Source organism: Thalassotalea sp. 273M-4, assembly GCF_041410465.1.
Classification (GTDB): Bacteria; Pseudomonadota; Gammaproteobacteria; order Enterobacterales; family Alteromonadaceae; genus Thalassotalea_A; species Thalassotalea_A aquiviva.
The window spans coordinates 2,697,243-2,709,720 of record NZ_CP166961.1; the positions used below are offsets into that span (position 1 = coordinate 2,697,243).

Below are 12,478 nucleotides of genomic sequence, written 5' to 3' on the forward strand. Positions count from 1 at the left end.
GACTCCATTAAGCTGTTGTTTTAACATCGGTAGAAAAATAGGATTGACCAGATTTTGCCATCGCGCGTAAACCGTCGGTGACCTGATAAATTTCGCCTAAGTGTGCATACTTATCGGCCAATGCGATAAATGCTTCTAAACCAAGTGTTTCGAGATAACGAATTGGCCCACCTCTAAATGGAGGGAATCCTAAACCATAAATAAGACCCATGTCGGCTTCAGCGGCGCTATCAACAATGCCCTCCTCCAAACAACGAATGGTTTCATTAATCATTGGGATCATCATTCTTGCAATAATGTCATCTGCTGATAGGTCAACATTATTGGCACACATAGGTTTAAGTAGTGACACACTTGATTCGCTGATGACCTTTTGTGGGCGACCTCGTTTATCTTTAGAATGTTGATAAAAACCGCTACCATTTTTTTGTCCCAAACGATTATCCTGATACAAGGCGTTAATGGGATCATTGTCCATTTTTGCCATGCGAGTTGGATACCCTTGAGCCATAACATCAATACAATGCGCGGCCGTATCGATACCAACAACATCTAATAAGTAAGCAGGCCCCATTGGCCAGCCAAATTCTTTTTCCATGACCTTATCAATATCAGCAAATTTAGCCCCTTCTTTTAACAACAAACTAAAGCCCGCTAAGTAAGGGAATAAAACTCGATTGACATAAAAACCAGGGCAATCGTTAACCACTATGGGCGATTTGCCCATTTTAGCGGCATAGGCAACCACGGTAGCGACTGTGTCATCACTGGTGTCTTTGCCACGAATCACTTCAACCAATGGCATTTTATGAACTGGATTAAAAAAGTGCATCCCACAAAAACGTTCTGGTTGTTGTAGAGATTGCGCTAATAAATTAATAGAAATTGTCGATGTGTTAGACGTTAAGACGGCATCTTTATTGACAACAGACTCGACTTCAGCGAGCACCGATGATTTAACCTTAGGGTTTTCAACTACAGCCTCAACTACGACATCAACATCTTTAATCGTGTCATAACTTAAGCTTGGGGTGATATTGGTTAACGTTGAAGCCATTTTTTTCACGTCAATGCGGCCACGTTCAACAAGTTTGGCTAACAGGCCTGATGCCGTTGTTAAACCTAAATTTAATGCATCTTGGTTAATGTCTTTCATGACAATTGGAGTGCCTTTATAAGCAGACTGATAAGCGATGCCACCGCCCATAATGCCGGCCCCTAATACCGCGGCTTTGTTGATCGGTTTGGTTAATGCTTTCGCCGCTTTTTTGGCTTTACCTTTAACCACCTGATCTGACATAAATATACCCACTTGGGCTGCTGCCGCCGTGGTTTTCGCAAGTGCACCAAAGGCTGAGTTTTCCAATAACATGGCGCCTTTTCTATCGAGGCCAGCTGATTGCTCTAATAAATTAACCATCGACATCGGTGCTGGATAATGTTTGCCAGCTTTGGCAAATACCATTCCTTTGGCTGTACTAATACTCATTAACAGTTCAAGATCTGATAAAGGAATCGGTTGCATTTTGAGCTGTTTACGAGCTTGCCAATCGAGTTCGCCGGCTATCGCATCTTTTAACATGGAAGTGGCGACAGCAAGTAAGTTATCGGGCTCAGCTAAGGCATCAACGGCTCGATAATCGAATGCTTGCGCAGCCTTGTATGCTTTGCCTGTTGTCATCCATTCAAGCGCATTATCTAAACCAATTATTCTGGGTAAACGTACCGTACCACCAAAGCCAGGCATAAGACCAAGCTTCACTTCAGGAAGACCTATGGTGGCCGCCGTACTAGCGACGCGAAAATCACACACTAAGGCGGTTTCACAACCACCACCTAACGCGATACCGTTTATTGCCGCCACCGTTGGTATGTTTAAGTCTTCAAACATGTCAAAGATGTCACTACTGGATTTAAAAACCCCTGCAATTTCATCGTCCGGTGTTTTAAACATTTCGGTAAATTCGGTGATATCAGCGCCAACAATAAAAGTAGGTTTACTTGAAGTGACTAGAACGCCTTTAGCTTGTTCACATTGCGCAATGGCTTGAATTGCTTTTTTATATTCTTGCAAGGTTGCAAGATTGAGCGCATTAACCGACCCTTTCGAATCGAAGCACAACTCAACGATACCCTCGTCGAGTAATTTGGCATAGAGGCTATTGCCTTGAAAAATCATGCCTAACTCCTTCCTTTATTTGAGAAATCTTGTTGTATTGGTTGCAAACGTTTGTTGTTTATTTTTTCTAGTTAATCGTTATTTTTTTGTTAACTACTGAGTTTGCCTTGTCTTTATGAGCAAATCAACCTTTTTTAAACGTACGTTTGAAATCGCTGTTTGATTTTTAAATCCCCCCCTTTACAACCCATAATTTAGGCAAAAAAAAACCTGCCAACAGGCAGGTTTTTTAAGCACATAATCAAGTTAGATTAAAATGCTGGTTTATCTTCTGTGTTTTCGTAACGTGCAACACTTGACGTGATTTCGTCACGAGCAGCTTGAGCATCTGCCCAACCTTCAATTTTAACCCACTTGCTTGGCTCTAAATCTTTGTAGTGCTCGAAGAAGTGAGAAATTTGGTTTAATAATAACTCTGGCATTTCTGTTGCTTCGTTAATACCACGGTAGATAGTAGAAAGCTTGTCTACTGGAACCGCTAAGATTTTAGCATCGGTACCTGACTCATCAGTCATGTTTAGAACACCGATAGGACGACAACGAATTACTGAACCAGGTAATAGTGGAAATGGAGTCGGAACGAGTACGTCAACCGGGTCACCATCTTCAGATAACGTATGAGGAACGTAACCGTAGTTAGTTGGGTAGTGCATACAAGTTGACATGAAACGGTCAACAAAAATAGCGCCAGATTCTTTGTCTACTTCGTATTTAACTGGATCTGCATGTGCTGGGATTTCGATAATTACATTGATTTCTTCTGGTAGATTTTTACCAGCAGGTACACTATTTAGGCTCATTGCTCTTCCTGTGTGGTACGTGAATTTTGAAAGGCGTTATTATAACCGTTTTAAATTTTAATTCGACAATTTCGCTATAAAAACCGTCAATTATTTTCAACTTTGATTATTTGGCAGAAATTGCGCTGTTTTGGTGCTTTCAGCGTTTATCGCAGAATAAATGCAAACCATTAATTTACATACAATAATTAGCAAACATTGCGACCAATCAAAATAAACCACTTAAAATTCATACAGTAACAAATAATAGTCTATATTGTAGTTAGGGTTGTTTTAGATCCTTTTTTTGGTGCTCTAAAATAATGAATTACAACGATAAATCATGGGCCCCTCCCATCATTTGAACAATAATAATTGGGTACTTTATGGAAAACTTACTTTATTTACCCCCTGTATTTGGCATCGCCGGCTTAATTGTCGCGTTTATGCTTTATCGGGTGATCAAATCTTACGATGCTGGTAGTGATGTTTTAAAAAAGATTGCCAGTCAAATTCACATCGGTGCGATGGTCTTTATGCACCGCGAATACAAAATGTTATTTCTTTTTGCGCTGGTTTTATTTGTCTTATTATTTTTCTTTGTTAGTCAAAACACCGCACTAGCTTTTATTGTTGGTGCAATTTCTTCTGCTCTTGCTGGTTACATCGGTATGTTTACGGCCACCAAAGCCAATGTTCGCACCACTAACGCGGCACATACTAAAGGTTCTTCGGTTGCTTTAACCATTGCCTTCTTCGGTGGTTCGATTATGGGTCTATGTGTTGCATCACTAGGTTTAATCGGCTTAGGAAGTTTGTACTGGTATTTTGGTGGTGATCCTCAAACAGCACACTATATTCATGGTTTTGGCATGGGGGCGTCCTGTGTTGCATTATTCTCTCGTGTTGGTGGTGGTATTTATACCAAAAGTGCCGATGTGGGCGCTGATTTAGTCGGTAAAATTGAAGCAGGGATCCCAGAAGATGATCCTCGTAACCCTGGCGTAATTGCCGATAATGTTGGTGATAACGTCGGTGATGTGGCGGGTATGGGGTCTGATATTTTCGAATCCTATTGTGGCTCTATGATCGCGTCTATTGCGATAGCCTCAACCATGGTGATTGATACTTTAGGGTCTCGTTCTTCTCTGATGGCACTGCCATTAATGTTGGCATCCCTTGGTTTAGTTTGTTCTATTTTGGGCATTCTACTGGTCAAAATAATGTCTTCAAGTCGCGCTGAGCTTGCCTTGCGCGCAGGGACCATTGTGGCCGCATTGCTATTTATTGTATCGTCGTACTTCTTGGTAGGCATCTTAGGTGTTAACCATTACGTATGGGGCGCGGTGTTAACGGGTGCCATAGGCGGTATTATTATTGGTTTAGTGACGGAATATTACACCTCAAGTAGCCCGGTTCGAAAAATTGCCAAGTCGGGTGAAACCGGTTCTGCCACGGTGATGATCACAGGTTTATCGGTTGGTATGGAATCGGTTGTAGTTCCTATTTTAACCATTTCTGCCATTATTTATGCCTCTACCGAATTTGCCGGTCTTTATGGTGTCGGCATAGCTGCCGTTGGTATGTTAGCAACCGTTGGCATTACCATGGCCATTGACGCCTACGGCCCTGTTGCCGATAACGCCGGTGGTATTGCCGAAATGGCAGGTCTTGGCGAAGAGACCCGCAATATTACCGACTCGTTAGATGAATTAGGCAATACGACAGCGGCGATTGGTAAAGGCTTTGCGATTGGTGCTGCAGCCCTAGCAGCGCTTGCTATTATTGCCGCTTACGTTGAAACCATGACCTTAAAAATCCCCAACTTTAGCTTACACCTTGGAGATCCTCAGGTGTTAATTGGTTTGTTTATTGGCGGTATGGTGCCATTTTTAATTGCTTCCATTACCATGACAGCGGTGGGTGATGCGGCCTTTGAGATGATCCATGAAATTCGTCGCCAATTTAGAGAAATTGACGGGTTATTAGAAGGTAAAGCTGATCCAGACACCGCTCGCTGTGTAGATATTGCCACGACTGCGGCACTGAAAAAAATGATTTTACCAGGAATTATTGCAGTGGCCGTGCCCGTTGTTGTTGGCTTTGGCATTAGCCCACAAGCCTTAGGCGGTATGTTAGGTGGTGCGTTATTAGGCTGTGTTCTTATGGCCTTAATGATGGCTAACGCTGGTGGTGCATGGGATAACGCCAAAAAATACGTTGAAAAAGGTAACCTTGGTGGCAAAGGCAGTGACACCCATGCCGCAACCGTTGTTGGCGATACCGTAGGCGACCCGTTTAAAGATACTTCTGGCCCATCAATGAACATTTTAATTAATGTGATGGCGATTGTATCTTTGGTTATTGCGCCTGTTTTATAGGCTTTAATTAACTCAAACAGAGCACATTTTAAAAAGGCTTGAAGCCCTATTCTTCAAGCCTTTTTTATTGCCCGTTAACACAGACAATTAAATGCCATCACCGTCTGTGTGTAATCCACATTCTCGCTGTCGCCCACTAAAACGGGTATCTTGTTCATTCATGCTTTGACTTAACGGTTTGGTTGAGTGGGTATCCCCAACCGATACATAGCCTTGCTCCCATAAGGGATGATACGGTAACTGATGTTTTTGCAAATATTGGTGGACGTCTTTATTTGACCAGTCAATTATCGGATGCACCTTAAATCGCCCTCGTAATATTTCGACCACCGACAGCCCTTTGCGGTGTTCTGTTTGGCTGCGACGTACGCCAGAAAACCACGTCTGAACCTGTAAATTGGTTAATCCTTGCTCCAACGGCTGCACTTTATTGAGTTGGTTATATTGTGTAAGCTCAGCATCGCCCATTTCCCATAGGCGGCCGTAACGTGCTCGTTGCCACGCTGGTGAGAGTTCAGCCCGAAAAACGTGTAAATTTAACTTTAAACGCTCTGTTAATTGGTCAACAAAACGATAAGTTTCTTCAAACAAGTAGCCAGTGTCGGTGAGTAATACCGGTATATCGGGCTTTATTTGGGTCATCATATGCAGCATCACCGCTGACTGAATGCCAAAGCTTGATGTTAAGGCAAAATGTTGCGGTAGGTGTTGCATCGCCCATTCAATCCGCTGATCCGCATTCATCGCTTCAAGGCGTTCATTCCATTGCTTGAGCCGACCATCTGACACCGTATCCACAAGGTTATTATTGCATGCAAGGTTAGCCATGAAAGTCTCTCTTACTGACAATAACTTCTGGCACAATGCCTTGGCGAATCACAAAGTCACCAAAGTCTTCACCTGCTTGCCTTTTTTTCGCCCACTGGCCTATTAGTTGATCTAAGGTAGTCAAAATATCGCCAGAGCTTTTATTTTCTAGGTACAACTTAGGTATGCGGGTACCAATTTTATTGCCCCCTAAATACAGATTGTATTTATCTGGCGCACGCCCCACCAAGCCAATTTCAGCGAGCATGGCTCGGCCACAACCATTTGGGCAACCCGTTACCCGAAAAATAACATGCTCATTAGCCACATTATGTTTCACCAATAAGGCTTCAAGTTGGCTAACATAGCCGGGTAAAAAGCGTTCGGCTTCGGCCATCGCCAGCGGACACGTTGGAAACGCCACACAAGCCATTGAATTTTGTCTTTGCTTGGTTTGACTGTCGACGATTAAACCGTGATCTCTGGCAAGAGACTCTATTTGCGCTTTACTTTCTGGCGCGACTTTTGCCACGATTAAGTTTTGATTGGCGGTCATGCGAAAATCACCTCGATGCACTTTGGCGATTTCTCTTAACCCCGTTTTTAATGGCGCTATATCGGTGTCTTTAATGCGACCATTTTCAATAAACAAGGTTAAATGATACTTATCATCAATGCCCTTCACCCAACCTATGTTGTCACCCCTTGAGGTAAATTCATAAGGCATAGATGGGGCAAATGTCGTATTGGCTCTGGCTTCTACTTCGTGTTTAAAGGTGTCAATGCCCACTCTGTCTAAGGTGTATTTGGTTTTAGCATTTTTTCGATTTACCCGGTTGCCCCAATCCCGTTGGGTGGTGACTACCGCTTCAGCAACTTCGAGGGTTTTGTTAAGAGGAATAAAACCAAAATCATCGGCTTTTCTTGGATAAGTTGAGGTATCACCAAAGGTCATGGCTAAGCCACCTCCAACCAAAACATTAAAGCCAATTAACTGTTCACCATCGCTAATGGCAACAAAATTTAAATCATTGGCATGCACATCGACATCGTTATTTGGTGGAATAACCACGGTGGTTTTAAACTTTCTCGGTAAATAGGTTTTGCCTAAAATTGGCTCGATATTGTCTTGCTCTGTTTCTTCTATTTTTTCTCCATCAAGCCAAATTTCAGCATAAGCACGCGCTTTAGGGAGCAAGTGCTCACTTATTTTTACCGCCCATTCATAGGCTTGTTGATGTAGAGCAGATTCAATGGGGTTAGACGTACATAAGACATTGCGATTAACATCGCCCGCAGTTGCGATAGAGTCGATGCCAATTTTATTTAAGGTTTGATGCATCAATTTGATATCAGGTTTTAATACCCCATGAAACTGAAAGGTTTGCCGAGTGGTTAAACGTATCGACCCATATGAGGTATGCTGCTTGGCAAACTCGTCAATAGCCAACCACTGTGTTGGCGTAATGATACCGCCAGGCATGCGAGCCCTAAGCATAACATTGTGCAGTGGCTCTAATTTTTGTTTGCTTCTTTCGGCGCGAATATCGCGGTCATCTTGCTGATACATACCGTGAAAACGGATCAGTTGAAAGTTATCGCTGCTAAAGCCCCCTGTAATAGGGTCAAGCAAGTCTTGCGCAATGCTACCACGTAAAAAATTACTGTTTGCTTTAATGCGTTCGTTATCGGCCAGTTTACCTTTAACCACATATGGGTTCGCACTTGTGCTTTGGTTTGAGTCTTTTACCGCCATTAGTATACGTCCTTTTGATAACGCTTATTGAGCCGAAGGTTTTTAAGGTAGTCTTCTGCTTGTTCAAGGCTTTTATTGCCATGCTTAATAATGATGTTTTGTAATGCGCTATGAACATCTTTAGCCATGTTTGACATGTCGCCACAGATATAAAGGTAAGCTCCTTGCTCTAACCAGTTAAATACTTCTTCACCTGCCGCTTCAAGTTTGTGCTGAACATAGACTTTGTTGGCTTGATCGCGAGAAAAGGCCAAATCAAGACGTGTTAATACACCCGATTTTAAATAAGCTTGCCATTCCACTTGATATAAGAAGTCTTGGGTAAAGGTTTGATCGCCAAAGAACAACCAATTTTTACCCGTTGCACCTGTTGCTTCTCGCTCTTGCATAAAGCTTCGAAATGGCGCAATGCCGGTACCTGGTCCTATCATAATAATGTCTTTAGCGGGATCGTCAGGTAAAGAAAAGTGCGCATTAGGCTCAATAAAAATCTTTACTTTCTCATCAATATCAGCGTGTTCAATTAAAAAGCCAGAGGCACAACCGGTTCTTCTTTCACCATCTTGTAAATAAGATACCAAACCAACGGTTAGGTGCACTTCGTCTTCAACTTCCTTTTGACTTGATGCAATGGAATATAGCCTTGGGGTTAAGCTATCTAGTAAGTCCACCAACTCTTGCGCACAAACCTTTGCTGGATACGCTTTTACCAAATCAATCAGCTGATACGAATTAAGGTATGCTCGCAAAGCGTCACTATCTAAAACCAGTTCATTCAATGCGTTATCTGTGTATTTTGCCCAATGTTCAACCACGCTTTTACTTAACCGTGTGATCTCTAGTTTTTCGCTAAGTGCATACTCTAAAGTAACTTGAGCACCAAGGTGTTGTACTTGCTCAGCTAAAGACAGCCCTAATGCATTGCACAGTTGCTCCACATTTTCAGCACTATTTTTAGGCCAAACCCCCAGAGCATCGCCCGGTTTGTAGCGTAAACCAGAGTCCGTTAAGTCTAGTTCAATGTGCTGCACCACTTTATTTGAATCACGGCCGGTTATTTTTTGATTGTCTAAAACGGTTGCAAGAAAAGGATGCTCTTTATTGTAAAGAGATAGGCTTTGCCCCGTAGAGGCAGAAATAGACACAACCTCTGCTTGATTGTTTTTAAAGTCGGTTTGTAAATAGCTTAACGTGGCCTGTTGCCAGTCATTAGCGTCTTGTTGGTAATCTACATCACAATCAATACGCTCATGCAAAGCGTCAGCGCCAAGCGCTCTTAATCTTTGGTCAAAGTCTTTGCCGGTTTGACAGAAGTATTCATAGCTCGAATCGCCCAAAGCTAATACGGAATATTTTAGGTGGCTAAGCGTAGGCGCCCTTTTTGAACCAAGGTAGTCATGCAACGCCATTGCATCATCGGGTGGTTCGCCTTCGCCATTTGTTGAGGTAACAATAAGAATATGGGTTTCTTTTTGGAGTGATTTGGCTTTGTAATCTGCCATATTGACTAGATTGTTTTTGATCCCCATTTCAGAGGCAGTTTGACTGATTTTTTCGGCAACCGATTTTGCATTACCAGTTTGTGAGCTATATAAAATGGTCAATGTCTGTGCATGAGTTTGCGAGCCAATGTCCACTTGAGCACCTTCGACAGACTCTACAGACTGTTCACTTTTGGCAGCCAAATAACCACTCGCCCACGCCAACTGTAAAGGCGTATATTGATGGATCACTTTTTGTAGTTCAGTTAACTGATCACTGCTAAGACTTGCACCAGCATCATTTGGGGCTTTTACCAACATCAAGAATTTCGCTGTCTAATTATTGAACATATTGACAGCATATACAGCCAAAATTAAAACATAAAAGAATAGAAAAAGATTTTTTATTCCAAAAAGGAATACTTGAAAGGTAATTTAGTTCAACTGGGATCCGTCATTCAATATGAGAATCTCAGTCAATAGAATTAATCAGATATTTGGACCAAGTCGAAGGGTATTCAAATAAGTGAAAAAATCCGTAACCATTTTGGGTTACGGATTCTTTATTATTTGGCTAGGTTACGAATGATTAAACAATGTGAGTTACATTAAGCTTAACCTATGAAGTAAATGAGAATTAAACTTATATGACACTGCTCACTTGTTTCAGACAACTTTTTTCTTTCTTGAAAGAGCAACGCCCGCTAAACCGAAGCCAAGTATAGCAATACTTAGTGGCTCTGGGACAGAGGCTGTAGAAGTAACATTGTCTAATTGAAAAAACGCTGGCCCGGTAAAGTTCTCAGGGATCATCCATTCGAAACTTATGTTAACGGTTTGTCCAACAAATCCACTAAGGTCTACACTGCCCGTCATATTTCCTGTATCAAGATTTATGGTTCCTGCTGCCGCAGACAATATATTAAAGTTCGCAAGATTCGGTCCACCTAGCGAGTTTATGTTCACATCGAATAAACGATTAAGTGTTGAGCCACCAAAATTTAGCATGTCCCATCCAGCTCTATAATCAAATAAAATAGTGGATGAAGAATCAACCGTGATGTTTTGAGATAAACTAATAACGCCAGGGCCTCCTCCATCAAACCCATTCACAGCAGCGAAGTTTCCATCTGTTGGCGATGATAAAAACAAACCAAAACCTGGACTGACTCCACTACCGACAACTTGTACAGGATAAAAAGGAGTACTCAAATCTTGAGTCGTCCATCCATTAAAACTTCCAGTTTCAAAGCTCCCATTATTAATAAATGTCGCGTTTACCGTACCCACAAACATACATAAAATTAAACAAACTAGTTTATTCATTTTATTTCTCGCTCCCTTAATTAAAACATGAAAACTTTTTAAGCATAATCAATGCCAGCTCATCAAAGCCTTACTTTCATTACTCTGCAGCCTTTTGACCAAATTCTATTTACAACAAATGTAAAAAAACTTGACGCAGAAATCCCTACAGAAAATATAATTAAATAGCAAAATACTATATATATTAAACCGTTATCATAACAAGTTGATTTGCATTTAAAGTATTCATATTTTCCGTAAGAAAACAAACAAGCTTTCTTGCCCTATCTCCTATATTGAGTCAATAAAAATAGGTTATTAGATAGACGACTAGAGTCTAAACCTAAGATATACACTTATAACCAAAAAGCATATCATCACCAACAATTAAAACCTTTTAGATATATGCAATGAAGTTAAATTTAATCAACTCAACGATTCTTGTAAGTAGTATTGTTTCAAGTACTGCTTTCGCAACCAATGGCTATTTTCGCCATGGTTATGGTCATAACAGCGCAGCTATGGCTGGTGCAACTACGGCATCGGCGCAAGATGCAATTGCAGGGGCATACAATCCAGGCAGTATTTGGCAACTTAAAGATCAAATCAGTATCGATTTCAGTATTTTTATGCCTGATCGTCAATTTAAGGTTTCGGGTAGCGAACAACAAGATATTCCAATGCAACAAATGCCATTGGCAATTGGTACCACTGAATCGAACAATAGTGCATTTTTGATTCCAAATTTTGGTTATAAAACCACGTTAAATGACAAATGGGCAATCAACATTACGGCCTTTGCCCAAGGTGGTATGAATACAAGCTATGCTCAATCTGTGTTTGGCGCCGGAAGCACTGGGGTTGACCTATCTCAGCTGTTTGTCTCTAGCTCTTTTGCCTATAAAGTGAGTGCAGATACCCAAATAGGATTTGCCCCTATCTTTGTGCATCAAAGATTTGAAGCCAAAGGTGTGGGTAGTTTTGCTAGCTTTTCTTCTAGCCCCCAAGCTCTTTCAAACCAGGGACACGACAACAGCTTTGGTTATGGCTACCGTTTAGGGCTTGTTCACAAACTTACTGAACACTTAACCTTAGGTGCCAGTTTTCAAGACATTGTTGAGTTAAGCAAATTTGACAAATACCAAGGGCTGTTTGCAGAGCAAGGGCGTTTCGACATTCCAACCACATGGAATTTAGGGGTGGCCTGGCAACAAAATGATTGGACACTCACGCTCGATCAGCAAACTATTCAATACTCAAAAGTCGCTTCAATTGGTCAGGGTTTTATGCCTGCATTTGGCAATATTATGATGGGTAATTCAGATTACCTTCTTGGCGCTGATCAAGGCGCGGGGTTTGGTTGGCGTGATATGAGAATCACTAAAGCGGGCGTTGCATATAATTTGGGAAAGAATACTCTTCGTGCGGGGCTTAGTTATGGTAAGCAACCTATACCCAACTCAGAAGTCTTATTTAATATTTTAGCGCCAGGTGTGCAAGAGTGGCATTTTACGGCTGGTTTTGAGCATCAATTGAAAAATGGTGATGCCGTAGCGCTCAGTGTAATGTACTCGCCGAAAAAACAAATTTCGGGTATTCACCCCGTTAGTCAACAACAAGAGATCAGTTTGTCTATGGAACAAATAGAGCTGACACTCGGTTATCGTTTTTAATGACGTAAAATGAGGCGATAAAATATGCGTCCTATTTGCTTCTAGCTTTGTCGTTAAATAACCGATACGCCCCATGAACAAATGACTCTACATATTGGGTGATGCTCATGGCTATAT

Annotated in this window: 8 protein-coding genes; 2 read left to right on the forward strand and 6 right to left on the reverse strand. The window is 41.6% G+C overall.

Annotation, left to right across the window (positions count from 1 at the left end; translation table 11 throughout):
- Window positions 1-7 precede the first annotated feature (7 nt).
- The gene (gene fadB / locus ACAY00_RS12050) at window positions 8-2,179 is read right to left on the reverse strand and encodes a fatty acid oxidation complex subunit alpha FadB (protein WP_371373978.1); all 2,172 of its coding nucleotides are present in this window, start codon (window positions 2,177-2,179) and stop codon (window positions 8-10) included.
- Window positions 2,180-2,430: 251 nt separating this feature from the next.
- Window positions 2,431-2,979 (reverse strand): inorganic diphosphatase, encoded by a 549-nt coding sequence (gene ppa / locus ACAY00_RS12055; RefSeq protein WP_371373981.1) that lies wholly within the window; start codon window positions 2,977-2,979, stop codon window positions 2,431-2,433.
- Window positions 2,980-3,344: 365 nt separating this feature from the next.
- Between ppa and ACAY00_RS12060 the strand changes: the two genes are divergently transcribed.
- Window positions 3,345-5,339: a sodium-translocating pyrophosphatase gene (locus ACAY00_RS12060; protein ID WP_371373984.1), complete on the forward strand. Its 1,995-nt coding sequence runs from the start codon at window positions 3,345-3,347 to the stop codon at window positions 5,337-5,339.
- Between the two features lie 87 nt (window positions 5,340-5,426).
- On the opposite strand, the gene ACAY00_RS12065 is transcribed toward ACAY00_RS12060, so the two are convergent.
- The 4 genes from ACAY00_RS12065 to ACAY00_RS12080 all read right to left on the reverse strand — a co-directional run bounded on the left by ACAY00_RS12065 (window position 5,427) and on the right by ACAY00_RS12080 (window position 10,709).
- A complete protein-coding gene (locus ACAY00_RS12065; RefSeq protein ID WP_371373986.1) occupies window positions 5,427-6,167 on the reverse strand; it encodes a phosphoadenylyl-sulfate reductase in 741 nt (246 codons plus the stop codon).
- A complete protein-coding gene (cysI, locus tag ACAY00_RS12070) occupies window positions 6,160-7,902 on the reverse strand; it encodes an assimilatory sulfite reductase (NADPH) hemoprotein subunit (protein ID WP_371373989.1) in 1,743 nt (580 codons plus the stop codon). Before cysI ends, ACAY00_RS12065 begins: the two co-directional genes overlap by 8 nt.
- On the reverse strand, window positions 7,902-9,704 hold the full coding sequence (locus ACAY00_RS12075; RefSeq protein WP_371373992.1) for an assimilatory sulfite reductase (NADPH) flavoprotein subunit: 1,803 nt from the start codon (window positions 9,702-9,704) through the stop codon (window positions 7,902-7,904). Before ACAY00_RS12075 ends, cysI begins: the two co-directional genes overlap by 1 nt.
- 345 nt (window positions 9,705-10,049) lie before the next feature.
- Window positions 10,050-10,709 carry a PEP-CTERM sorting domain-containing protein gene (locus ACAY00_RS12080; protein WP_371373995.1) on the reverse strand — a complete coding sequence of 220 codons (660 nt, stop codon included), beginning with the start codon at window positions 10,707-10,709 and terminating at the stop codon, window positions 10,050-10,052.
- 389 nt (window positions 10,710-11,098) lie between these two features.
- Here ACAY00_RS12080 and ACAY00_RS12085 point away from each other — a divergent pair, with 389 nt between their 5' ends.
- On the forward strand, window positions 11,099-12,361 hold the full coding sequence (locus ACAY00_RS12085) for an OmpP1/FadL family transporter (RefSeq protein ID WP_371373997.1): 1,263 nt from the start codon (window positions 11,099-11,101) through the stop codon (window positions 12,359-12,361).
- Window positions 12,362-12,478: the final 117 nt, after the last annotated feature.